This window comes from Thermomonas haemolytica (assembly GCF_004346265.1).
Taxonomy (GTDB): Bacteria; Pseudomonadota; Gammaproteobacteria; order Xanthomonadales; family Xanthomonadaceae; genus Thermomonas; species Thermomonas haemolytica.
Genome location: NZ_SMAP01000004.1, coordinates 187,604 through 210,193 on the forward strand (window position 1 = coordinate 187,604; position 22,590 = coordinate 210,193).

At 70.6% G+C, this 22,590-nt stretch carries 20 protein-coding genes; 6 read left to right on the forward strand and 14 right to left on the reverse strand.

Annotated features, from left to right (window positions below):
* Positions 1–15: 15 nt before the first annotated feature.
* The 3 genes from mtnA (at position 16) to EDC34_RS07180 (ending at position 5,115) form a co-directional block, all read left to right on the forward strand.
* A complete protein-coding gene (gene mtnA, locus EDC34_RS07170) occupies positions 16–1,098 on the forward strand; it encodes an S-methyl-5-thioribose-1-phosphate isomerase (protein WP_114960918.1) in 1,083 nt (360 codons plus the stop codon).
* Between the two features lie 237 nt (positions 1,099–1,335).
* Complete coding sequence (gene gyrA, locus EDC34_RS07175; protein ID WP_114960919.1) at positions 1,336–3,909, forward strand: DNA gyrase subunit A; 2,574 nt, start codon at positions 1,336–1,338, stop codon at positions 3,907–3,909.
* A gap of 93 nt (positions 3,910–4,002) precedes the next feature.
* A complete protein-coding gene (locus EDC34_RS07180; RefSeq protein ID WP_132982865.1) occupies positions 4,003–5,115 on the forward strand; it encodes an HDOD domain-containing protein in 1,113 nt (370 codons plus the stop codon).
* Positions 5,116–5,175: 60 nt separating this feature from the next.
* On the opposite strand, the gene EDC34_RS07185 is transcribed toward EDC34_RS07180, so the two are convergent.
* Positions 5,176–5,661, reverse strand: a complete 486-nt coding sequence (locus EDC34_RS07185; protein ID WP_114960921.1) for a peroxiredoxin — start codon at positions 5,659–5,661, stop codon at positions 5,176–5,178.
* A gap of 133 nt (positions 5,662–5,794) precedes the next feature.
* Between EDC34_RS07185 and EDC34_RS07190 the strand changes: the two genes are divergently transcribed.
* Positions 5,795–6,289, forward strand: a complete 495-nt coding sequence (locus EDC34_RS07190) for an Hsp20/alpha crystallin family protein (RefSeq protein ID WP_114960967.1) — start codon at positions 5,795–5,797, stop codon at positions 6,287–6,289.
* A 141-nt stretch (positions 6,290–6,430) separates the two neighbouring features.
* On the forward strand, positions 6,431–7,339 hold the full coding sequence (locus EDC34_RS07195) for a DnaJ C-terminal domain-containing protein (RefSeq protein WP_114960922.1): 909 nt from the start codon (positions 6,431–6,433) through the stop codon (positions 7,337–7,339).
* Positions 7,340–7,404: 65 nt separating this feature from the next.
* On the opposite strand, the gene EDC34_RS07200 is transcribed toward EDC34_RS07195, so the two are convergent.
* From EDC34_RS07200 to purB, 11 genes are all read right to left on the reverse strand, one after another.
* On the reverse strand, positions 7,405–7,779 hold the full coding sequence (locus EDC34_RS07200) for a response regulator (RefSeq protein WP_114960923.1): 375 nt from the start codon (positions 7,777–7,779) through the stop codon (positions 7,405–7,407).
* A 58-nt stretch (positions 7,780–7,837) separates the two neighbouring features.
* Positions 7,838–8,848, reverse strand: a complete 1,011-nt coding sequence (locus EDC34_RS07205; protein WP_114960924.1) for a YhdH/YhfP family quinone oxidoreductase — start codon at positions 8,846–8,848, stop codon at positions 7,838–7,840.
* Complete coding sequence (locus EDC34_RS07210) at positions 8,845–9,456, reverse strand: LOG family protein (RefSeq protein WP_114960925.1); 612 nt, start codon at positions 9,454–9,456, stop codon at positions 8,845–8,847. The genes EDC34_RS07205 and EDC34_RS07210 overlap by 4 nt, the downstream gene beginning before the upstream one ends.
* Complete coding sequence (locus EDC34_RS07215; protein ID WP_114960926.1) at positions 9,453–9,806, reverse strand: DUF3147 family protein; 354 nt, start codon at positions 9,804–9,806, stop codon at positions 9,453–9,455. The genes EDC34_RS07210 and EDC34_RS07215 overlap by 4 nt, the downstream gene beginning before the upstream one ends.
* Positions 9,807–9,871: 65 nt before the next feature.
* The gene (lpdA, locus tag EDC34_RS07220) at positions 9,872–11,302 is read right to left on the reverse strand and encodes a dihydrolipoyl dehydrogenase (protein ID WP_114960927.1); all 1,431 of its coding nucleotides are present in this window, start codon (positions 11,300–11,302) and stop codon (positions 9,872–9,874) included.
* 173 nt (positions 11,303–11,475) lie between these two features.
* Positions 11,476–12,675 carry a dihydrolipoyllysine-residue succinyltransferase gene (gene sucB, locus EDC34_RS07225; protein WP_114960928.1) on the reverse strand — a complete coding sequence of 400 codons (1,200 nt, stop codon included), beginning with the start codon at positions 12,673–12,675 and terminating at the stop codon, positions 11,476–11,478.
* 32 nt (positions 12,676–12,707) lie between these two features.
* Positions 12,708–15,542: a 2-oxoglutarate dehydrogenase E1 component gene (locus tag EDC34_RS07230; protein ID WP_114960929.1), complete on the reverse strand. Its 2,835-nt coding sequence runs from the start codon at positions 15,540–15,542 to the stop codon at positions 12,708–12,710.
* Between the two features lie 170 nt (positions 15,543–15,712).
* Positions 15,713–16,228: a DUF7931 domain-containing protein gene (locus EDC34_RS07235; protein ID WP_114960930.1), complete on the reverse strand. Its 516-nt coding sequence runs from the start codon at positions 16,226–16,228 to the stop codon at positions 15,713–15,715.
* Positions 16,225–17,418, reverse strand: a complete 1,194-nt coding sequence (locus EDC34_RS07240; protein WP_114960931.1) for a cupin domain-containing protein — start codon at positions 17,416–17,418, stop codon at positions 16,225–16,227. Before EDC34_RS07240 ends, EDC34_RS07235 begins: the two co-directional genes overlap by 4 nt.
* Positions 17,415–18,338 carry a subclass B3 metallo-beta-lactamase gene (bla, locus tag EDC34_RS07245; RefSeq protein ID WP_205388080.1) on the reverse strand — a complete coding sequence of 308 codons (924 nt, stop codon included), beginning with the start codon at positions 18,336–18,338 and terminating at the stop codon, positions 17,415–17,417. Before bla ends, EDC34_RS07240 begins: the two co-directional genes overlap by 4 nt.
* Before the next feature lie 2 nt (positions 18,339–18,340).
* Positions 18,341–19,705, reverse strand: coding sequence for an adenylosuccinate lyase (gene purB, locus EDC34_RS07250; protein ID WP_114960932.1), 1,365 nt, complete (start codon positions 19,703–19,705; stop codon positions 18,341–18,343).
* Between the two features lie 84 nt (positions 19,706–19,789).
* Here purB and EDC34_RS07255 point away from each other — a divergent pair, with 84 nt between their 5' ends.
* Positions 19,790–21,217, forward strand: a complete 1,428-nt coding sequence (locus tag EDC34_RS07255) for a class II fumarate hydratase (protein ID WP_114960969.1) — start codon at positions 19,790–19,792, stop codon at positions 21,215–21,217.
* Here the strand turns inward: EDC34_RS07255 and EDC34_RS07260 are convergent.
* Positions 21,214–21,726, reverse strand: a complete 513-nt coding sequence (locus EDC34_RS07260) for an outer membrane lipoprotein (RefSeq protein ID WP_132982866.1) — start codon at positions 21,724–21,726, stop codon at positions 21,214–21,216. The two genes, EDC34_RS07255 and EDC34_RS07260, sit on opposite strands and share 4 nt — an antisense overlap.
* A gap of 148 nt (positions 21,727–21,874) precedes the next feature.
* Complete coding sequence (locus tag EDC34_RS07265; RefSeq protein ID WP_114960934.1) at positions 21,875–22,573, reverse strand: DUF2884 family protein; 699 nt, start codon at positions 22,571–22,573, stop codon at positions 21,875–21,877.
* Positions 22,574–22,590 lie beyond the last annotated feature (17 nt).

Below are 22,590 nucleotides of genomic sequence, written 5' to 3' on the forward strand. Positions count from 1 at the left end.
TGGTTAAATGCGCGGATGACCGACACCGCCCTCGCCCTCGCCGATCTCGACTTCGACCGTTACGACCACGTTCGCCCGATCCGCTGGACCGGCGAGGCGCTGGAGCTGCTGGACCAGCGCGTGCTGCCGTTCACGGTGGTGCACGAGTCCTGCCGCAGCAGCGACGAGGTGGCCGCCGCGATCCGCGCGCTGGTGGTGCGCGGTGCTCCTGCGATCGGGATCGCCGCGGCCTGGGGCGTGGTGCTGGCGGCACGCGCGTTGCCCGCCGACCACGCGACGGACGCGGCCGCCGCGAGCGCGCTGCTGGAGCCGGCGCTGCAGCACCTGAACGCGGCGCGCCCGACCGCGGTCAACCTGATGTGGGCGCTGGCGCGCATGCGCCGGGTGCTCGCCACGGCTGGCGCCGACTGGCGCGCGGCGCTGGAGCGCGAGGCGCAGGCGATCGAACGCGAGGACCTGGCCGCCAACCGCCGCATGGGTGCGCTCGGCGCCGCCCTGATTGCGCCCGGCAGCGGGGTGCTGACCCACTGCAATACCGGCTCGCTGGCCACGGCCGGGTTCGGCACCGCGCTTGGGGTGATCCGCGCCGGCGTCGCCGCCGGCCGCGTCGCGCGCGTGTTCGCCACCGAGACCCGGCCCTGGAACCAGGGCGCGCGCCTGACCGTGTGGGAACTCGGCCAGGACGGGATCGACGCCACCCTGATCGCCGATTCCGCGGCGGCGCACCTGATGAAAACCGGGCAGGTGCAGTGGGTGGTGGTGGGCGCCGACCGCATCTGCGCCAATGGCGATACCGCCAACAAGATCGGCACCTACCCGCTGGCCATCGCCGCCCGCCACCACGGGCTGAAGGTGATGGTGGTGGCGCCGTCCTCGACCGTGGACATGGCCACGGCCAGCGGCGATCGCATCGAGATCGAGGAGCGCGACCCGGCCGAGCTGCTGAGCTTCCGCGGCAAGCGCGTGGTGGCCGAGGGCGTGCGCGCCTGGAACCCGGTGTTCGACGTCACCCCGCATGCCCTGATCGACGCCATCGTCACCGAGCGCGGCGTGGTCGAGCGTCCCGACGCCGGGCGCATGCGCGCGCTGTTCGGCTGAGCCGGCGCCCGCGTCCGCGGTCGCGCCGGGAGGCGCGCCGCAAGGCCCCGGGCGGCCCCGTCCCTGCCGCGCAAGCGATTGATTTTTCCGGCGAAATCCGGGTGCTTTGGGTGCCTTCGGATGGTACAATTCGATGTTCGCCCGATCCCCGCCTGATGCCCGTGTGGACGCCGCTTCCGCGGGCCTCGCGCGGGCCCGCAATCCCGCCCCAGAACCGCGACAGGACACACACGCACGATGGCCGATCTCGCCAAGGAAATCATCCCCGTCAAGCTGGAAGACGAGATGCGGCGCAGCTACCTCGATTACGCCATGAGCGTGATCGTGGGGCGCGCGCTGCCGGACGTGCGGGATGGCCTGAAGCCGGTGCACCGGCGCGTGCTGTACGCGATGAACGAGCTGGGCGCGCACAGCAACAAGCCCTACTACAAGTCGGCGCGCATCGTCGGCGACGTCATCGGTAAGTACCACCCGCACGGCGACAGCGCGGTGTACGACACCCTGGTGCGCATGGCGCAGCCGTTCTCGCTGCGTTACCTGCTGGTGGACGGGCAGGGCAACTTCGGCTCGATCGACGGCGACTCCGCCGCGGCGATGCGCTACACCGAGGCGCGCATGTCGCGCCTGTCGCACGAATTGATGGCCGACATCGACAAGGACACCGTCGATTTCCAGCCGAACTACGACGAGAAGGAGCTCGAGCCCACGGTCATGCCGACCCGGGTGCCGAACCTGCTGGTCAACGGCTCCGCCGGTATCGCGGTCGGCATGGCGACCAACATCCCGCCGCACAACCTCGGCGAGGTGGTGGATGCCACCATCGCGCTGATCGACGACCCGCAGATCGACATCGACGGCCTGATGGAATACATCCCAGGCCCGGACTTCCCCACCGCCGGCATCATCAACGGCGTCGGCGGCATCCACGTCGCCTACCGCACCGGCAAAGGCCGCGTGCGCATGCGCGCCAAGGCCGAGATCGAGGTGGCCGACAACGGCCGCGAGTCGATCATCGTCACCGAGATCCCGTACCAGGTGAACAAGGCGCGGCTGATCGAGAAGATCGCCGAGCTGGTGAAGGAGAAAAAGCTCGAGGGCATCAGCGAGCTGCGCGACGAGTCCGACAAGGACGGCATGCGCATCTACATCGAGGTCAAGCGCGGCGAGTCGGCCGAGGTCGTGCTCAACAACCTGTACGCGCAGACCCAGATGGAGTCGGTGTTCGGCATCAACATGGTGGCGCTGGTCGATGGCCGCCCGCAGCTGCTGAACCTCAAGCAGATCCTCGAGGCCTTCGTGCGCCACCGCCGCGAGGTGGTGACCCGCCGCACCATCTTCGAGCTGCGCAAGGCCCGTGCCCGCGCCCACATCCTCGAGGGCCTGACCGTCGCGCTGGCCAACATCGACGCGATGATCGAGCTGATCAAGACCTCGGAGAATCCGCAGGTCGCCAAGGAGCGCATGCTCGCCCGCACCTGGGAGCCGGGCCTGGTGGGCAGCCTGCTGGCCGCCGCCGGCGCCGAGGCCTCGCGCCCGGAGGACCTGCCGGCCGGCGTGGGCCTGCTGGCGGAGGGCTACCAGCTCACCGACACCCAGGCCCAGCAGATCCTGGAGATGCGCCTGCACCGCCTGACCGGGCTGGAGCAGGAGAAGCTCACCGACGAATACCGCCAGCTGCTGGAGGAGATCGCCTCCCTGATCCGCATCCTCGAGAACCCGGACGTGCTGCTGGAGGTGATCCGCGAGGAGCTGCGCGCGCTCAAGGCCGAGTTCAACGACCCGCGCCGCAGCGAGATCCGCGCCTCCGAGGAGGACCTCGACATCCTCGACCTGATCGCGCCGGAAGACGTGGTCGTCACCCTCTCGCACGCCGGCTACGCCAAGCGCCAGCCGGCCACCGCCTACCGCGCGCAGAAGCGCGGCGGCAAGGGCCGCAACGCGGCGGCGACCAAGGACGAGGACTTCATCGACCAGCTGTGGCTGGTGAACACCCACGACACCCTGCTCACCTTCACTAGCCAGGGCCGGGTGTTCTGGCTGCCGGTGTACCAGCTGCCGGAGGCCGGCCCGAACGCGCGTGGTCGACCGATCATCAACTGGATCCCGTTGGAGGACGGCGAGAAGGTGCAGGCCGTGCTGCCGGTGCGCGAATACGAAGACGGCAAATACGTGTTCTTCGCCACCGCGGGCGGCACCGTGAAGAAGACGGCGCTGACCGAGTTCGCCTTCCGGCTGGCGCGCGGCAAGATCGCCATCAACCTGGATGAGGGTGATGCGCTGGTGGGAGCGGCGCTGACGGATGGCGAGCGCGACATCATGCTGTTCGCCAGCAACGGCAAGGCGGTGCGCTTCGACGAAGGCAGCGTGCGCGCGATGGGTCGCACCGCCACCGGCGTGCGCGGCATGAAGTTGGCCGAGGGCGAGCGCGTGGTCAGCCTGATCGTGGTGGACGGCGAGGGCGACATCCTCACCGCCAGCCAGAACGGCTACGGCAAGCGCACCGCGCTGGACGAGTTCCCGAAGAAGGGCCGCGGCACCCAGGGCGTGATCGCGATGAAGACCAACGAGCGCAACGGCGCGCTGGTCGGCGCGATCCAGCTCTCGGACCACCACGACGTGCTGCTGATCTCCGACGGCGGCACCCTGGTGCGCACGCGCGCGGCCGAGATCTCGCAGGTGGGCCGCAATACCCAGGGGGTCACCCTGATGCGCCTGGCCGACGGCGAGACCCTGCAGGCGATCGAACGCCTGGATGCCAGCCTCGACGAGGATGCCGACGCGGAGACCAGCGGTGAGGCGGCTGCCGACTGATCCGGTCGATGTGCGACCGGCCCGCGCGGGTGCCGTGCGGCCGGTCTTCGGATAGCCTGTCGCGGGGATGATCGGCGGGGAGGCCGGGGCCGGATGGACGCAGCGGGATGGGGGGTGGCGGTGGGAGTCGCGGTGGTCGTGGCCGCGCTGGGCGCATGGCGCCTGCAGCGCGGCGCCTCAGTGGCGCCGGCGCGCCGCGCGCATACGTCGGAAACCACGGCTGATGCGCAGGGGCCTGCCACCGCGGATGGTGACGCAGGTGGCGGCGATGCGCCCGGCCAGGATGCGATCCCGAGCGGGCGCGCCCTGACCCGCGAGCTGTTCGCGGCCGCGGTGGAGGTCGCCCCGACGGGTGGCGCGACGCCCCGGGCCGACGAGGCCGCTTATGCCGCGATCGCCGCGGCCTGCGCCCACCTGCTGTCGCGCCCGCAGTTCCAGTCGCGCCATCTGCCGCGTCGCCCGCATCTGCTGCCGCGGCTGATGCGCGCGCTCAACGATCCGGAGGTCGGGCTCGACCAGATCGCCCAGATCGTGGGCGAGGACCCGGCGCTGTCGGCGAACCTGCTGCGGATCGCCAACAGCCCGTACTACCGGGTGCAGCGCAGCCCGGTGGAGAGCCTGCCGCGCGCCGCCGCGTTGCTGGGCCTGGACGGGATGCGCCCGGTGCTGGTCGCCGCGCTGCTGCAGCCGGTGCTGTCCTCTGGCAGCGGTCCGTTCGGGCGCCTGCCGGACGTGATCTGGGAGCACACCCGGATGGCCGCCGATGTCGCTTCCCGGCTGGTGCGCGGGCAGCGCGGCGCGGACGAGGCGCTGGTCGCGCAGATGGCCGCCCTCCTGCATGGCCTCGGCGCGATCGTGGTGGTGCAGCTGCTGCGCGAGAATGCGCATCTCGCGCCCGACCCGGCGACCGTCGCGCGCGTGCTGGAAGAGCAGGCCGCGCCGATGGCGCACCGGATCGCCCAGGCCTGGGAGCTGCCGGCGAGGATCGAGGCCGCGCTGGACGCCCAGCGCGGGGAGGCGATGGGCGACGACCCGCTGGCGGGCGCCCTGCGCGCCGGGCGCATGGCCGCGGCGGTGGCACTGTTCTGTCGCGCGGGCCGCTGGACGCCGGAGCAGGGGCTGGCCCTGCTGCAGGCGTGGGCCGACCGGCGCGGGGTGGACGGCGATATCGAAGCGGCATGGGCGCGCCTGCACGCCGACGAGTGAGGCCCTGCGAAGCGTGGCGGAGCGCGGACCGCTGCGCGGCCAGCGCGGGTGCCGCGGCGCTCAGGCCGGCAGCTGGGCCAGCACGTGTTCGGCCGAGGACACCCGGTATTCGCCCGGGGCTTCCACCCATAGGCCCTTGACGATGCCGTTCTCGGCGTACAACGCGAAGCGCTTGCTGCGCACGCCCATGCCATAGCCGCTGGCGTCCATTTCCAGCCCCAGCGCGCGGGTGAAGTCGGCATTGCCATCCGCCAGCAGCTGGATCTCGGCCGGCACGTGGTAGGCATTGCCCCAGGCCTGCATCACGAAGGCATCGTTCACCGCCATGCAGGCCAGGCTGATCCCGCGCGCGCGGAACGCGTCGGCATGCGCGATGAAGCTGGGCAGGTGGCGTTCGGAGCAGGTGGGGGTGAAGGCACCGGGTACCGAGAACAGCACCAGCTTGCGATGGTCGAACAGGGTCGGGGTGTCGATTTTGTGCACCCCGCTGGCGTCGATGAACTGCAGCACCGCTTCCGGGATGCGGTCGCCGATCTGGATGGCCATGGTGCGATCTCCTGCGGCTGAAAAAATCCTGACTGCCCGCGCCTGCCGGCGCGGTGACCTCTTGACGGATGGAAGCGGCATTCCCATCTACCGGCACGCGGCGATGGTGCGCCGCAACCAGCAGGAGGACGACATGAACCCGATCACTCATACCCACGATCCGCGTTTTGTGCAAGCCTCGCGTCGCCTGGGCCAGGCATCACCGGCCGACGACCTGCGCCAGCTGTTCGAGCGTTTCTTCCAGATGGGCGACCTGTCCGATGGTTCGTCGGTGGTCACCAGCCAGTGGACGCCGCGGGTGGACATCCGCGAGGAGGACGGCCGCTTCGTGATCCTGGCCGACCTGCCGGGGATCGACCCGGACGAGGTCGAGATCATGATGGACAAGGGCATCCTGTCGATCAAAGGCGAGCGCAAGAGCGAGATCGAGGAGCATGCCGAGCGCTACAGCCGGATCGAGCGCCGCTACGGCATGTTCCACCGCCGCTTCGCGCTGCCCGACAGCGCCGACCCGGAGGGGATCACCGCGCGCGGCTACAACGGCGTGCTGGAGATCAGCATTCCCAAGCGCCCGGAGACCACCCCGCGCCGGATCCATGTCGGCAAGGGTGATGGCCGCGTATCCTGAGTCGCGGCCGGCGCGGGCCCATCCTGCCGCGCCAACGTCTAGACTACGGCCCGTGATGTTCGCGGGCCGTAGCTTTTACGGGGCCAGGTGCCCGCGCGGGCGCGCAGCGGCCTCATCCGACCGAACGGGAAGCAGCCAGGCATGGAATTCAAGGACTACTACGCCATCCTCGGGGTGGAACCCAGCGCCGGCGAGGCGGAGATCAAGACCGCCTACCGCCGGCTGGCGCGCAAGTACCACCCGGACGTGAGCAAGGAAAAGGGCGCCGAGGAGAAGTTCAAGGCGGTCAACGAAGCCTACGAGGCGCTGCGCGACCCGCAGAAGCGCGCCGCCTACGACCAGCTGCGCGCCGGCGGCTACCGTCCCGGCGATGAGATCAGGCCGCCGCCGGGCGGCTTCCACCGCGGCCCCGGCGGGCAGCCGGACTTCGATTTCGAGGAGATCTTCGCCGGCGGTGGCGCCGGCGGCGGGTTCTCCGACTTCTTCGAGAACCTGTTCGGTCGCGCCGGCCCCGGCGGTCGCGGCGCGCGGGCCGGCGCGGCCCCCGCCGGTGACACCCGCGCCAAGCTGGCGGTGCCGCTGAAGGCGGTGTACGAGGGCAGCAGCGTGCGGGTCACCGTCAATGGCAAGACCCTGGACGTGCGTATCCCCAAGGGCGTGCGCCCGGGCCAGGTGATCCGCCTCGGCAAGCAGGGCCGTGGCGGGCGCGACCTGCTGCTGGAAATCGAATACGCCGCCGACCCGCAGTTCGAGGTCGATGGCCGCAACATCCTCTACACCCTGCCGGTGGCGCCATGGGAAGCCGCGCTGGGCGCCACGCTCAACGTGCCGACGCTCGGTGGGCCGGTGGAGGTGAAGATCCCGCCGGATTCCGAGAGTGGGCGCAAGCTGCGCCTGCGCGGGCGCGGACTGCCGGGCAGCGGCAATGCGCCGGCCGGCGACCAGATCGTGGAACTGGAGATCCTGGCGCCGAAGGCGCATACCGAGGCCCAGCGCAAGGCCTACGCCAAGATGCGCGATGCCTTCGGGGACGACTGGCGGCGCAGCTAAGGCCTGCGCCCGGCGCGGTGCCCGCGGGCGTCAGGCGCCGCGGGCGGAGGATGAGCCGAGTAGGCTCAGGCGGCCGCGCCGCCCAGGTACTGGCCGATCATCGCGGCCAGCTCGGATTCGCTGAACGGCTTGGTGATGTAGGCCTTGGCGCCTTGGCGCATGCCCCACACGCGGTCGGTGTCCTGGTCCTTGGTGGTCACCAGGATCACCGGGATGTGCTTGGTGGTGGGCTCGCGGGTGATCGAGCGGGTGGCCTGGAACCCGTTGAGGTTGGGCATCACCACGTCCATCAGGATCAGGTCGGGCAGCTCGCGCTTGGCGGCCTCCACCCCGGCCGCGCCATCTTCGGCGGTCAGCGCCTCGTGGCCGAGCTTCTCCACGATGCGGCGGATGCTCATCAGCTGGGAGGGCGAATCATCGACGATCAGGATGCGAGCCATGGAGTGTCCCCGGGTGTTCCGTCCGATTGTAGCGGCCGTCCGGCCGCCTGCAAGCCGCCTAGGACTGGCCTGCGACGCGCACCACGGTGCGCCCCAGCGAGCCGCCGGCCAGCATGCCGGCGAACACCTCCGGCAGGGCGTCCAAGCCGATTTCGCGGGTGCAGATCGCGTCCAGCGCGTTCGGCTTCCAGTCGCTGGCCAGCCGCCGCCAGACCTCGTCGCGGATGGCGCGCGCGGTGCCGGCCGAGGCGATGCCCAGCAGCGACACCCCGCGGATGATGAAGGGCATCACCGTGGCGTGCAGCTCCGGCGACGCCGCCAGCCCGCAGCTGGCGACGTTGCCGTAGGGCGCGGTCTGCGCCAGCAGGCTGGCCAGCATCGGCCCGCCCACGTTGTCGAGGCCGCCGCCGAAGCGGGCGCTGTCCATCGGCCGGGTGGTGGACAGCGCGTCGCGGCCGAGCACGGCGCTGGCGCCCAGGGCTTTGAGGTAATCGGCATGCTCCGGCTTGCCGCTGATCGCGTGCACCTCGAAGCCGGCCTTGCGGAAGATGGCGATCGCCAGCGAGCCCACGCCGCCGGTGGCGCCGGTCACGGCCAGCGGCCCCAGGTCGGGCGTCTGCCGGTTCTCGACCATGCGCAGCAGCCCCAGCGCGGCGGTGAAGCCGGCGGTACCGAGGATCATCGCCTCGCGCAGGGTGAGCCCGGCGGGCAGGGCGACCACCCATTTCGACTCCAGCCGCGCGTATTCCGCATAGCCGCCGTCGCGGGTTTCCGACAGCCCGCTGCCGGTCACCAGCACCGCATCGCCCTCCTTGAAGGCGGGATCGGTGGAGGCGACCACGTGGCCGGCGATGTCGATCCCGCCGACCAGCGGGAAGCTGCGCAGGATCTTGCCTTTGCCCGTACCGGCCAGCGCGTCCTTGTAGTTCACCGAGGAATAGGCGGTCTTGACCACGACCTCGCCGGGATTGAGGTCCTCCAGCGCAATGGATTCGATGCCGCTGCGGTAGCCACCGTGGCCATCGTCGCCGTGGATGCGGAAGGCGCGGAAACGGGGCGGGATGCTCATACGTCCTCCGGGGTGAGCTTCAGCTGCGAGCGGCGCTTCTCGTCCAGCCACTTGTCGGCGCGGGCCGGCACGTAGCCTTGCATCCATGCCAGCAGGGCATCGATGTCGCCGCCGTGCCACATGTCGGTGCGCTGCTCGGGGTGCAGGAAGCGCTCGCGCACCATGGTGTCCAGCATCGCCATCAGCGGCTGCCAGAAGCCGTTCACGTCGAGGAAGGCGCAGGGCTTCTTGCCCAGGCCCAGCTGGCGCCACGTCAGCATCTCGAACATCTCGTCCAGGGTGCCGAAGCCGCCGGGCAGGGCGACGAAGCCGTCGGACAGTTCGAACATCCGCGCCTTGCGGGTGTGCATGGAGTCCACCACTTCCAGCCGGGTGACGCCGGTGTGCGCCACTTCCCAGTCCACCAGCTGCTGCGGGATCACCCCGACCACCTCGCCGCCGCCGGCCAGTACCGCATCGGCCACCGTGCCCATCAGGCCGACGTTGCCGCCGCCGTACACCAGCGCGATGCCGTCGCGCGCCAGGCGCGCGCCGAGGGCGCGGGCCAGCCCGGCATAGGCCGGGTCAGCGCCGGCGTTGGAACCGCAATAGACGCACAGGGTCTTCATCCGTGGACCTTGGTATGGGTGAGCAGGAATTGCACCGCGCTCATGCCGGCGAACCCGGCCAGCGCGGCGAGCAGGAAGCAGAGCCAGATCGGCCAGCCGGCCTTCAGCGACAGGCTCAGCGCCGGGAAGAACAGCAACCCGCCGAGCACGAACCAGAAAATCTCCATCGAGAGATTCGCCACGCGCTGGGGATCGCCGGTCTCCACGTACAGCCAGCCCAGCACCAAGAGCGAAGTGACCGGCAGCGCCGCCACCAGCGCGCCGAGCAGGCCGGGGCGCTTCGCCAGGGCGGAGGCGATGAGCACCAGCGCCACCGTGATCGTCGTCTTGAGCAGGAACTGCAGTGTCATCGGCGCATCGGGCCTCGAAATGCGAACGGCGCCGCGAAGGCGCCGTCCGGGGATGCGGGCGGCCTTCAGTTGGCCTTGTGGATCGCCCGCTTGTGCACCGCCATCGCGGCATCGTGCACGGCTTCGCTCAGCGACGGGTGGGCGTGGCAGATGCGCGCCAGGTCATCGGCGCTGCCCTTGAACTCCATCGCCAGCACGCCTTCGTGGACCAGTTCGGAGACGTTGGCGCCGACCAGGTGCATGCCGAGGATGGTGTCGGTCTCGGCATGCGCCAGCACCTTCACGAAGCCGGCCGGCTCGGCCATCGCCACCGCGCGGCCGACCGCCGCGAACGGGAAGCTGCCGGCCTTGTACGGGATGCCCTCGGCCTTGAGCTGCTCCTCGGTCTTGCCGACCCAGGCGATTTCCGGCTCGGTGTAGATCACCCACGGGATGGTGTCGAAGTTGACGTGGCCGGGCAGGCCGGCGATCAGCTCGGCCACCGCGATGCCTTCCTCGAAGCCCTTGTGCGCCAGCATCGGGCCGCGCACGCAGTCGCCGACCGCCCACACGCCGTCGACGCCGGTGTGGCAGTGCGCATCCACCACGATCTGGCCGCGCTCGTTGAGCTGCACGCCGGTGCCCTCGGCCAGCAGGCCCTTGGTCGCGGCGCGGCGGCCCACGGCCACCAGCAGCTTGTCCACCACCAGCTCCTGCGCGGCGCCCTTGTCGTCGGTGTAGTGGACATGCACGCCGTCCTTCTTCACTTCGGTGTTGCTGACCTTGCAGCCCAGGCGGATGTCCAGGCCCTGCTTCTTGAACTCGCGCGCGGCGACCTTGCTGACCTCGGCGTCGGCGGCGGCGAGGAAGGTGGGCATGCCTTCGAGGATGGTGACCTCGGCGCCCAGGCGGTTCCATACGCTGCCCAGCTCCAGGCCGATCACGCCGGCGCCGATCACGCCCAGGCGCTTGGGCACCTCGGTGAAGTCCAGCGCGCCGACGTTGTCCACGATGTGCTCGCCGAACTTGGCGAACGGCAGTTCGATCGAATCCGAGCCGGCGGCCAGGATCACGTTGGTGCCCTTGAGCTCGACTTCGCTGCCGTCGTGCTGCTTCACCTTCACCACGTTGCCCGGCTGCAGCTGGCCGAAGCCATGGAACGCGGTGATCTTGTTGGCCTTGAACAGCGCCGCGATGCCGCCGGTGAACTGCTTCACGATGCCGTCCTTGCGGGCGACCATCTTGGCCACGTCGATCTTCGGCTTGTCGAAGCTGATGCCGTGCTGGTCGAAGATGTGGCCCATGTTCCAGAACTGGCGGCTGGAATCCAGCAGCGCCTTGGACGGGATGCAGCCCACGCGCAGGCAGGTGCCGCCCAGCGCCGGCTTGCCGTCCTTGCCCAGCGCGGCGTCGATGCAGGCGGTCTTCAGGCCCAGCTGCGCGGCGCGGATGGCGGCGTGGTAGCCGGCGGGACCGGCACCGATGACGACGACGTCGAATTGCTGTTGTTCGCTCATTGCGGAGTTCCTGCTTTTTCCTTCTCCCCTCGGGAGAAGGTGCCCGAAGGGCGGATGAGGGTTCGGCGAAGCGTGGATGTTCAAACCGATCAAGCGTTTCGGGGTTTGCGGGTCGTCGCTTCGCCGTACCCTCACCCCAGCCCCTCTCCCGGCGGGAGAGGGGCTCCAAGCAATCACATGCCCAGCAGCATGCGGTGCGGGTTCTCGAGCTGGTTCTTGATGTCGACCAGGAACAGCACCGCGTCCTTGCCGTCGATGATGCGGTGGTCGTAGCTCAGCGCGATGTACATCATCGGCGCGGCGATCACCTGGCCGTTCTCGACAATGGCGCGCTCCTTGATCGCGTGCATGCCGAGGATGGCGCTCTGCGGCGGGTTCACGATCGGGGTGGACATCAGCGAACCGAAGGTGCCGCCGTTGGTGATGGTGAAGGTGCCGCCCTGCAGGTCCTCCAACCCGAGCTTGCCGTCGCGCGCCTTCTTGGCGAAGGTGGCGATGCCCTGTTCGATGTCGGCGAAGCTCATGCGCTCGACGTTGCGCAGCACCGGCGTCACCAGGCCCTTGTCGGTCGCCACCGCGATCGAAATGTCGGCATAGCCGTGGTAGATGATGTCGTTGCCGTCCACCGAGGCGTTGATGATCGGGTGCTTCTGCAGCGCGTTGGCGGCGGCCTTGGCGAAGAAGCTCATGAAGCCCAGCTTGATGCCGTTGGCCTTCTCGAACTGCTCGCCCAACTCCTTGCGCATCTGCATGACCTTGGACAGGTTCACCTCGTTGAACGAGGTCAGCATGGCGATGGAGTTCTTCGACTGCATCAGGCGCTCGGCGATGCGGGCGCGCATGCGGGTCATCGGCACGCGCTCCTCCGGGCGGGCGCCGCCGGCCACGCCGGCGGTCTTGCCGCTGGCGTAGTTGACGATGTCTTCCTTGGTGACCATGCCGCGGCGGCCGGTGCCGGCGACCTCGGCCGGGTCAACGCCGGAAGTGGCGGCGGCGAAGCGCGCGCCCGGTGGCAGGTCCGCGGCGGCGGGAGCCGCAGCCGGGGCCGGCTTGGCCGGGGCGGCGGCGGCAGGTGCCGGCGCGGCGGCCTTCGGGGCTTCCGCGGCCGGGGCGGCCGGCGTGGCGGCGGCCACGGCACCTTCCTCGATCACCGCGATCACCTGCTGGCTGGTGACGGTATCGCCTTCCTTGAACTTGATCTCCTTCAGCACGCCGTCCACCGGCGCGGGCACTTCCAGCACGACCTTGTCGGTTTCCAGGTCGAGCAGGTTTTCGTCGCGCTTCACCGCGTCGCCGGCTTTCTTGTGCCAGCTGGCGATGGTGGCGTCGGAGACGGATTCGGGGAGAACCGGGACTTTGACTTCGATGGCCATGAGGGCGTCCTGTCGGAAAGCGGGAATGGGGATCAGTCGGCGGCGGTGTCGCCGGCGGCGGGGTTGGTGAGGGCGTCGGCCAGCAGCTTCGCCAGTTCGGCCATGTGCTCGGCCATGTGGCCCGCGGCGGGCGAGGGCGAGCGCGGCCGGCCGGCGTAGCTGAGGCCCTGCTTCGGCTGCAGGCAGGCGCGCAGGTGGTGCTGGATCTGGTACCACGCGCCCTGGTTCTGCGGCTCTTCCTGGCACCACACGACCTCGGTGGCGGAGGCGAAGCGCTTGAGCTCGGCGGCCAGCTCCGGGCGCGGGAACGGGTACAACTGCTCCACGCGCACCAGCGCCACGTCCTTGATGCCCTGCTTCTGCGCCTCTTCCAGCAGGTCGTAATAGACCTTGCCGGCGCACACCACCACGCGGCGCACCTTCTTGGCGGTCGCGGTGGTGTCTGGGATCAGGCGCTGGAACTCGCCGTTGGCCAGCTCGTCCAGCGTGGACACCGCCAGCTTGTGGCGCAGCAGCGACTTCGGCGTCATCACCACCAGCGGCTTGCGCGTGCTCTGGCGCATCTGGCGCCGGATCATGTGGAAGTCCTGGGCCGGCGTGGTGGGCGTGCACACCACCATGTTGTCCAGCGCGCACAGCTGCAGGAAGCGCTCCAGGCGCGCCGAGCTGTGCTCGGGGCCCTGGCCCTCGTAGCCGTGCGGCAGGTACAGGGCCAGGCCGCACAAGCGGTCCCACTTGGCCTCGCCGGCGGCGAGGAACTGGTCGATCACCACCTGCGCGCCGTTGGCGAAGTCGCCGAACTGCGCTTCCCAGATGTCCAGGGTCTGCGGATCGGCGGTGGCATAGCCGTATTCGAACGCCATCACCGCCTCCTCGCTGAGCAGCGAGTCGATGATGGTCACGTCCTCCGGGTTCTGCACCAGCTCGCGCAGCGGCAGGTAGTAGGCGTCGGTGTTCTGGTCGTGCAGGATCGCGTGGCGGTGGAAGAAGGTGCCGCGTCCGCAGTCCTGGCCGACCAGGCGCAGGCGGTAGCCTTCGTCGAGCAGGGTGGCGTAGGCCAGGTTCTCGGCGAAGCCCCAGTCGGCCGGCAGCTCGCCGGCCGCCATCTTGCGGCGGTCTTCGTAGATCTTGGCCACGCGCGGATGCAGCTTGACCGTCTCGGGCACCGCGTTGATGCGCGCGGCCAGCGCGTCCAGGGTCTTGCGCGGAACCTGGGTCTGCACCGGGTCGGACAGCTTGCCGGCCAGATAGGGCGTCCAGTCCACCGCCAGCGCGTCCGGCTGGCTGGGGGCGACCTCGGTGGTCAGCTCGCCCGCGTCCAGCTTGTCGCGCAGCGCATCCATCAGCGCCTGCGCGTCCGCCGCGGGCACGCTGCCCTCGGCCGCCAGCTTCTCGGCGTAGAGCTCGCGCGTGGTCTTCATCGCGCGGATCTTCTTGTACATCACCGGCTGGGTGGCGGCCGGCTCATCGGCTTCGTTGTGGCCGTGGCGGCGGTAGCAGACGAGGTCGATCACCACGTCCTTGCCGAAGGCCTGGCGGAAATCGAACGCCAGCTCGGCCACGAACGCCACCGCTTCCGGGTCGTCGCCGTTCACGTGCAGCACCGGCGCGCCGACCATCTTGGCCACGTCGGTGCAGTACAGGGTGGAGCGGGCGTCCTCGGCGGCGCTGGTGGTGAAGCCGACCTGGTTGTTGATCACCACGTGCAGGGTGCCGCCAACCCGGAAGCCGCGCGCCTGCGACATCTGGAACAGCTCCATCACCACGCCCTGGCCGGCGAACGCGGCGTCGCCGTGGATCAGCACCGGCATCACCTGCTTGCGCTCGGCGTCGCCGCGGCGGTGCTGGCGCGAGCGCACGCTGCCGGCCACCACCGGGTCCACGATCTCCAGGTGCGAGGGGTTGAACGCCAGCGCCAGGTGCACCGGGCCGCCGGGGGTGGCGATGTTGCTGGAGAAGCCCATGTGGTACTTCACGTCGCCGGTGTGCGCGTGGTCGCCGTCGCGGGCGTGCTCGAACTTGCCCTCGAACTCGTCGAACAGCTTGCGCGGCGGCTTGCCCAGGGTGTTGACCAGCACGTTCAGGCGGCCGCGGTGGGCCATGCCGATCACGATGTCCTTGACGCCATTCTGGCCGGCGCGGCGGATGGTGACGTCCAGCATCGGGATCAGCGATTCGCCGCCTTCCAGCGAGAACCGCTTCTGGCCCACGTACTTGGTGTGCAGGTAGCGCTCCAGCCCTTCCGCGGCGGTCAGCCGCTCGAGGATGCGCTGCTTGTCGTCCTTGCTGCGGCCGTAGTTGCCGGCGGCGGCTTCCAGGCGCTCGTACAGCCAGCGGCGCTGGTCGGCGTCGGTGATGTGCATGAACTCGGCGCCGATGCTGCCGGTGTAGGTCGCGCGCAGGCGCGCCAGCAGGTCGCGCAGCTTCATCCGGGCCTGGCCGCCGACGCCGCCGGTGCTGAACTCGGCATCCAGGTCGCGCTCGGACAGATTGTGGAAGGCCAGCTCGAGGTCCGGCGGGTTCAGCGGCGGGGTCAGGCCCAGCGGATCGAGCTTGGCGCCGAGGTGGCCGCGCGAGCGGTAGGCGGTGATCAGGCGGCCGACGTGGCGCTCGCGCTCGTCGCCGGAACCGGTGGCGGCGCAGGTCAGCCCGCGCGCGGCCTGGCGGCCGGCTTCGGCGATCTGGGCGAGCACCGCCGAGTGCGGGATGTCGCCGGCTTCGCGGCCCTTCAGGCCGTCGAAGTACTGCTTCCATTTCGGGTCGACGCTGTCCGGCGCGACCAGATATTGCTCGTAGAGGTCTTCGATGTACGCGCCGTTGGCGCCGAGCTGCGAGGATTGGGCGAACTGCTTGAGGAGACTGTCCACGGCGTGGCTAGCAACCTGATCGGGTGGGGAAGGGGGCGTGCGGGCCGTGGCAGGTGCCGGGGAACCGCGCGAAAACACTGAATGCGCACAGCAAAGAGTGGGAATTATAGCCCCAGGGGCGTGCCGGGGCACCCGCCGCGAGGGCGGGAACGGCGGCGAACGTGCCTGCGTCAGAGTCCCAGCGCCCGGTATTCAGCCACCGGTCGGGATCGTTCCCAGATTTCCTCGAAGCGCTGCTGCAGCTGGCGGGCACGGGCGCGGCCGTCGAGGCAGGCGCTGCCGGCCACCGCGTCGCCCTGGGCGCGGGCGTAGTAGCCGCCGGCGTCGTTGGCGATCATCGCGCTGCGGTCCTCGCGGTACACCGGGTCGTCCACCTCGCGGAACTGGAACACGCTGGGCAGGCGTTGCGCCAGCTCCAGCAGCTTGGCATGGGCGGCCTGCGGGGCGGCGGCATCGTGCAGCAGCACCCGCACCTGCACGTCGCGGCCGGAGGTGGCCAGGCCGCGCAGGGCCTCCAGCAGGTCGGGGTGGTCGAACAGCCAGGCTTCCAGGTCGAGGCTGCGGATCCATAGCGCGCGCCGGGCCTCGGCCACGATCCGGGTGGCCACCGCGATCGCCGCCGGATGGTCGTCGATGCGGAGCAGGGCGGTGCGCGCGGGGGCGTCGTCGGGACGGTGGTCGCTCATTCGGCATCCTCCCGTTCCAGCTGGTAATGGCCGGCGCCGACCAGGGCCAGCAGCACCGCGCGACCGGATGCGGACAGCCCGGCGTAGGTCTCGGCGTCGATCCGCTCGGCCGCGGCCAGGCGGCGCGCGTCGCCGGCGTCCAGCAGGTGCCTGCCGCCGCCGGCGTACAGCCGGGCGTGGCCGTCCGCGCCCTGCCGCCAGGCCATCCGTGACCAGGGATGACGCAGCAGGCAGCCGCCTGCGGCCAGCGCGGCCTCCAGCGCCTCTGCCGGCGGCGCGGCCTCGGCGGGTGCCGGCAGCACCGCGCTGCGGTAGGTGGTGATGAAGCCGCCGAACCAGTCGCCCAGGCGGTCGGGATCGTCCATCCGCAGCTGGCGCAGGGCGGCCTCGACCCGCCCCAGCGCGGCGGCGTCGATTTCGTTGGGGTCGGCCACCGGGGTGATGTCCGGGTCGGCGTAGCGCAGCGCATCCGGGGCCTCGGCGGCCAGGCTGTCGGCGTAGTCGGCCAGCAGCTCGCCGGCCCCGGGGGCGCGCATCCCGACCGAGAACGTCAGGCACGGGTCCTCGGCGATGCCGTGGTGCGGCACGCCCGGGGGCAGGTAGAGCATGTCGCCCGGCGCCAGCACCCAGTCGTGGGTGGGGGTGAAGCGTTGCAGCAGCTTCAGCTCGACGTCCGGGCGGAAGTCCAGCGGCGGGTTGGGGCCGGCGTCGATCAGCCAGCGCCGGTGGCCCTGGGCCTGCAGCAGGAACACGTCGTACTGGTCCACATGCGCGCCGACCGAGCCGCCGGTGGCGGCAAAGCTCACCATGATGTCGTCGATGCGCCAGCGCGGCAGGAATGCAAAGTGGTCGAGCAGGGCGCGCAGATCGGCGTCCCACTTGTCCATGTCCTGCACCAGCAGGGTCCAGTCGTGGTCGGGCAGGCCGGGGAAGTCGTCCTCGGCGAACGGCCCGTGGCGGACGCTCCAGCCATCGCGCGCGCGGTCGTGCTGGATCAGGCGCGCCAGCACGCCCTCCTCGCAGGCCAGCCCGGCCAGATCCTCCGGCGCCAGCGGCGAGGCATAGCCGGGAAAGGCGTTGCGGATCAGCAGCGGGCGCTTCTGCCAGTACTCGCGCAGGAAGCGCTCGGGCGGCATGCCCAGCGGGAAGGGGCCGGCGGCGGCGTCGATTTCGATTTCGATGGGGATCATGGGCGGGTGTCTGCCTGTTCCTGGGCCAGGCGTGCCTCCAGCCCGGCGCGCGCGCGCGCGGCGTAGGCGCGGCCGGCGCCGGCCTCCAGCAGCGGGGCTTGCCCGCGCAGGCGTGCCCACTGCCCGCTGGCGCCCGGATGCGGGGTCAGCAGCAGGTCGCAGGGCAGGGCGGCCAGGGTGTCGAGGCTGTGGCGGAAGCGGGCCACGGCGGCCGGATGGTCGTGGTAGCGGTAATGGTCGTCGCTGATCGCGCTGAGGCTGTCGGCGTACACCGCCTGCACGCAGCGCTCCCCGGCACAGCTGTTCCAGGTCCAGGTGGTGCCGCCGGGGGTGTGGCCGGGGGTGGCGTGCGCGACGAGCTGCACTTGGCCGAGCGGGAGGACGTCGCCATCCCGGATTTCGTGCACGTCGGCCACCGGCGCGAACGGCTCCAGCACGCCGGCCTGCGGATCGTCGCTGCCGGCGCGGCCGCTGCGCAGGACCGGGGCGGCGGCCGGTAGCGCTAGCACCGGTGCGCCGGTGGCGGCCTGCAGCGCGGCCATGCCGCCGACGTGGTCGGCATGCGCGTGGCTGGCCAGCAGGTAGCGCACCGCATGCGGATCGACCCCGAGCGTGCGCAGGTTGGCCAGCACCTGCGCGGCCACCGGCGCCGGGCCGCTGTCGATCAGCGCCATCCCGGCCGGGGTGGCGATCAGCAGCACGCTGATCCCGCAGCTGCCGACGTACCAAGTCTCGCCGTGGATGCGGCGCGGCGGCGTCGACTCGGTCCAGTCGTCCTCGTTCTTGCACGGTGCCGACGCGGCGGGCGCGGCGGCCAGCGCCGGGGTGGCCGATGCGGGGGCGGCCGGCGGTGCCGGGCGCGCGGCGCAGGCGGCGAGGCCCAGCGCCAGCAGCAGCGGAGGCAGCCGGCGCGCGGCCATGCTCAGATCTCCCGCGCCAGCCGCTCGGCCAGGCCGGTGTAGCGGGCTGGGGTCATGTCCAGCAGGCGCTGCTTGTCGGCCGCCGGCAGGTCCAACGTCTCGACGAAGGCGCGCATCGACTCTGCGCTGATGCCGTGGCCGCGGGTCAACGCCTTCAGCTGCTCGTAGGGGTTCGGCAGGCCGTGGCGGCGCATCACCGTCTGCACGGCCTCGGCCAGCACTTCCCAGCTGGCGTCGAGGTCGGCGGCCAGCCGCTCCGGGTTGGCGCTGAGCTTGCCCAGCCCGCGCTGCAGGGCGTCGAAGCCGATCAGCATGTGGCCGAAGGCGGTACCCAGCGCGCGCAGTACGGTGGAGTCGGTGAGGTCGCGCTGCCAGCGGCTGATCGGCAGCTTGGCGGCGAAATGCTCGAACAGGGCGCTGGCGATGCCGAAGTTGCCTTCCGCGTTCTCGAAGTCGATCGGGTTGACCTTGTGCGGCATGGTGCTGCTGCCCACTTCGCCGGCCTTCACTGCCTGCTTGAAGTAGCCCTGCGAGATGTAGCCCCAGATGTCGCGGCAAAGATCGATCGCGATGGTGTCGATGCGCTTGCAGGCGTCGCACAGCTCGGCCAGGCCGTCGTGCGGCTCGATCTGGGTGGTGTAGGGCTGCCAGTCGAGGTCCAGCGACTCCACGAAGCGGCGCGAGAAGGTCGGCCAGTCCACGTCCGGATAGGCCGCCACGTGGGCGTTGTAGTTGCCCACCGCGCCGTTGATCTTGCCCGGCATCGGTAAGGAGGCCAGCACTTCGCCCTGGCGCTGCAGGCGCGCCACCACGTTGGCCAGCTCCTTGCCCACGGTGGTAGGCGAGGCGGTCTGGCCATGGGTGCGCGAGAGCATCGGCAGCGCGGCGTGCTCATGCGCCAGTGCGCGCAGTTTCTGGATCAGCGCATCGAGCTTCGGCAGCAGCACCTCCTGCCGCGCCTGGCTCAGCATCAGCGCGTAGGACAGGTTGTTGATGTCCTCGCTGGTGCAGGCGAAGTGCACGAATTCCAGCGCCGGCCCCAGCTCGGCATCGTCCTTGAGGCGTTCCTTGATGAAGTATTCGACCGCCTTCACGTCGTGGTTGGTGGTGGCTTCGATCGCCTTCACCCGCGCCGCGTCCTCGACAGAGAAGCCATCGGCCAGCGCGCGCAGGCGCGCGGCGGCAGCCGCGGAGAACGGTGCCAGCTCGGGGATGCCCGGTTCGGCGGCCAGCGCCAGCAGCCATTCCACTTCCACGCGCACGCGCGCCCGGATCAGCCCATATTCGGAGAAGATCGGCCGCAGCGGGTCCACCTTGCCGGCGTAGCGGCCATCCAGCGGGGACAGGGCGGTGAGGGCGTGCGACATGGGCGGCGGACAGCGTGCAAAGGGAATGCACATTCTAAACCGTTGCCGGACTATGCTCCGGCCATCCTCCACCGGAGCATGGGCATGGCTACCCGCACTTCCAGCCGCAAGCCAGGCAGCGGATTCCGCACCGAACACGACAGCATGGGAGCGCTGCAGGTGCCCGCCGCGGCGCTGTGGGGCGCGCAGACCCAGCGCGCGATCGACAACTTCCACATCTCCGGGCGGCCGCTGCCGCCGGCGTTCTTGCGCGCGCTGGCGCTGGTCAAGGCCGCCGCGGCGGTGGTCAACGGCCACCTCGGGCTGCTGGACGCGCCGCGCGCGGAGGCCATCGTGCAGGCGGCCACCGCGATCGCCGCCGGCGCGCATCTGGAGCAGTTCCCGATCGACCGCTACCAGACCGGCTCGGGCACCTCCAGCAACATGAACGCCAACGAGGTGATCGCCCATCTCGCGGCGGCGGCCAGCGGGTTGCCGGTGCATCCCAATGACCACGTCAACCTCGGCCAGAGCAGCAACGACGTGGTGCCCACCAGCCTGCGGGTGATGGCGGTGGTGGAGGCGCGGCAGGCGCTGCTGCCGGCGCTGGCGCACCTGCGCAAGACCATCGACCGCCGCGGCAAGGCGTTGGCCGGCACCGTCAAGACCGGGCGCACCCATCTGATGGATGCGATGCCGCTGACCTTCGCGCAGGAGTTCTCGGCCTGGTCGGCGCAGTTGTCCTCCGCGCAGGCGCGGATCGAGGACAGCCTAAAGCGCGTGCGCCGGCTGCCGATCGGCGGCACCGCCATCGGCACCGGCATCAATGCGCATCCGAAGTTCGGCAAGCGCGTGGCCAAGGCGCTGGCGGCCGCCACCGGCGCCAAGTTCGAGCAGGCCGGCAACACCTTCGAAGGGCTGGCCGCGCAGGATGACCTGGTGGAGCTGTCCGGCCAGCTGGCCGCGTTGGCGGTGGCGCTGATGAAGATCGGCAACGACCTGCGCTGGATGAACTCCGGCCCGCTGGCGGGCCTGGGCGAAATCGAGCTGCCAGCGTTGCAGCCGGGCAGTTCGATCATGCCGGGCAAGGTCAACCCGGTGATCCCGGAGGCGCTGTGCATGGCCTGCGCGCAGGTGATCGGCCTGAACCAGGCGGTCACCGTCGCCGGCCAGAGCGGCAACTTCCAGCTCAACGTGATGCTGCCGTTGATCGCCAGCAACCTCGACGAGCAGCTGACCCTGCTGGCCAACGCCATGCACGCGCTGGCCGACAAGGCGATCGCCGGGCTGAAGGTGCGTGGTGAGGCCGTGGCCGCGGCGCTGGAGCGCAACCCGATCCTGGTGACCGCACTCAACCCGGTGATCGGCTACGAGAAGGCCGCGGCGATCGCCAAGCGCGCGTACGCCGAGGGTCGGCCCATCCTGGAGGTGGCACGGGAAGACAGCGGGCTGGATGAAGCCACCTTGCGCCGCCTGCTGGACCCGGTGGCGCTGACCCAAGGCGGCATCGGTAGCGGCAGCGGCGGGGGTTAGCCGCCGGCATCCTCCTTGAAGGCGCGCATGCTGCTGGCGCTTTCCACCACCCGGATGCGGTCGCCGACGGCCAGCGGGTGGTCGGTGTCCTTGGCCTGCACCAGCACGTATTCCTGATCGGTGCCGTCCTCGCGCCAGGTGATCTCCAGCCCGACCTGCTTGGCCAGGGCCTGTTCGGCTTTCTCGCCGATCGCCTGCCCGATGCCGGCGCCGAGTACGCCGCCGACCAGCTGGCCGCGGCCCTTGCCGGTTTCGCTGCCGGCGATGCCGCCCAGGCTGCCGCCCAGGACCTGGCCGGTGCCGGTGGATGGGTTCTGCAGCGTGACCTCCCGCAGCGCGGTGATCACGCCGTGATGCACGATCATCTTCTGCATCACCTCCATCGGGCCATAGACACTGGGCTTTTGCACGCTGGCGCAGGCGGTCAGGGTGAAGGCCAGGGCCAGCGGCAACAGGCGCAGCGCGCGGCGGCCAGTGGGTTGCACGACACGGGAAGAGCGCGTGGGCATGGAAAATCTCCGGCGTTGGCACAAGGGCATGGCTCGATCCAGTGGAGTGGATCGGGCGAGTTGCCCGTATATCGGTATGTGCCGGGGATTTTTTTTGATCGTGGCGGCAGGCGTCGCTGGCGCGGCGTCCGGGCCGCGCCGGGGCGGCTTAAGTCTGGCTGGTCACGGCGATCCCGCTGCCTTTGCCGTGCGACTTGCCGCAGTCGTCGATGTCGGCCTGGGTCATGGTGGCATAGGGCTTGAACGCCGGCAGCGAGGCCGCCAGCGACTGCTGCAGCGCCAGCAGCGGCGGCAGTTGCACGCACAGCTTGCGGGCCTCGGCTTCGATCGCATCGCTCTTGGCCTGCATCCGGCGTTCGAAATCCTGGCGCGCCTGCTCGCCGCCGAAGGCCGCGCCCAGCGCGCCGCCCAGGGCCTCGCCGGCGATGTCCACGCCACGGCCGCCGATCGCGATGCCGGCCTCGGCCAGCGCGATCACGTGCTGGCGGTAGTCCAGCAGCTGCCGGCGCTGGGCGGCGTCGATCGCCACCGGCTTGCCGTCCACCAGCAGGTCGCCCTGCGGGGTGATCTCGGCCTTCGGCAGGCGGGAGGTGTCGTGCCGCACCTTTTTGCCGTTGATGTCGAGGCTGATGTTGCCATTGAGGCTCAGGTTCTTCTCGTGCAGTTCCTTGCGCGCCTCGGCCAGGGCCTTGTCCACCTGCTGCCCGATGAAGCCGAGCGGGGCGTCGGCGGCGGCCGGCGGCGCGGGCGGGGCCGGCGGTGCCGGAGGCTTGCTGCAGGCGGCCAGCGGGAGGGCGGCGGCGAGCGCGAGGGCAAGGGCGAGCTGGGGGCGGTGCGTGCGGTGCATGGTCGGATCCTCGGAAG

Excerpts from the sequence above, each read along its gene's own strand:
- EDC34_RS07265 (WP_114960934.1), bottom strand. The coding sequence starts at position 22,573 with ATGCACCGCACGCACCGCCCCCAGCTCGCCCTTGCCCTCGCGCTCGCC.
- EDC34_RS07240 (WP_114960931.1), bottom strand. The coding sequence starts at position 17,418 with ATGATCCCCATCGAAATCGAAATCGACGCCGCCGCCGGCCCCTTCCCG.
- EDC34_RS07185 (WP_114960921.1), bottom strand. The coding sequence starts at position 5,661 with ATGGCCATCCAGATCGGCGACCGCATCCCGGAAGCGGTGCTGCAGTTC.
- gyrA (WP_114960919.1), top strand. The coding sequence starts at position 1,336 with ATGGCCGATCTCGCCAAGGAAATCATCCCCGTCAAGCTGGAAGACGAG.
- EDC34_RS07190 (WP_114960967.1), top strand. The coding sequence starts at position 5,795 with ATGAACCCGATCACTCATACCCACGATCCGCGTTTTGTGCAAGCCTCG.
- lpdA (WP_114960927.1), bottom strand. The coding sequence starts at position 11,302 with ATGAGCGAACAACAGCAATTCGACGTCGTCGTCATCGGTGCCGGTCCC.
- EDC34_RS07260 (WP_132982866.1), bottom strand. The coding sequence starts at position 21,726 with ATGCCCACGCGCTCTTCCCGTGTCGTGCAACCCACTGGCCGCCGCGCG.
- EDC34_RS07210 (WP_114960925.1), bottom strand. The coding sequence starts at position 9,456 with ATGAAGACCCTGTGCGTCTATTGCGGTTCCAACGCCGGCGCTGACCCG.
- sucB (WP_114960928.1), bottom strand. The coding sequence starts at position 12,675 with ATGGCCATCGAAGTCAAAGTCCCGGTTCTCCCCGAATCCGTCTCCGAC.
- EDC34_RS07195 (WP_114960922.1), top strand. The coding sequence starts at position 6,431 with ATGGAATTCAAGGACTACTACGCCATCCTCGGGGTGGAACCCAGCGCC.
- EDC34_RS07215 (WP_114960926.1), bottom strand. The coding sequence starts at position 9,806 with ATGACACTGCAGTTCCTGCTCAAGACGACGATCACGGTGGCGCTGGTG.
- EDC34_RS07255 (WP_114960969.1), top strand. The coding sequence starts at position 19,790 with ATGGCTACCCGCACTTCCAGCCGCAAGCCAGGCAGCGGATTCCGCACC.
- purB (WP_114960932.1), bottom strand. The coding sequence starts at position 19,705 with ATGTCGCACGCCCTCACCGCCCTGTCCCCGCTGGATGGCCGCTACGCC.
- mtnA (WP_114960918.1), top strand. The coding sequence starts at position 16 with ATGACCGACACCGCCCTCGCCCTCGCCGATCTCGACTTCGACCGTTAC.
- EDC34_RS07180 (WP_132982865.1), top strand. The coding sequence starts at position 4,003 with ATGGACGCAGCGGGATGGGGGGTGGCGGTGGGAGTCGCGGTGGTCGTG.
- EDC34_RS07235 (WP_114960930.1), bottom strand. The coding sequence starts at position 16,228 with ATGAGCGACCACCGTCCCGACGACGCCCCCGCGCGCACCGCCCTGCTC.
- bla (WP_205388080.1), bottom strand. The coding sequence starts at position 18,338 with ATGGCCGCGCGCCGGCTGCCTCCGCTGCTGCTGGCGCTGGGCCTCGCC.
- EDC34_RS07200 (WP_114960923.1), bottom strand. The coding sequence starts at position 7,779 with ATGGCTCGCATCCTGATCGTCGATGATTCGCCCTCCCAGCTGATGAGC.
- EDC34_RS07205 (WP_114960924.1), bottom strand. The coding sequence starts at position 8,848 with ATGAGCATCCCGCCCCGTTTCCGCGCCTTCCGCATCCACGGCGACGAT.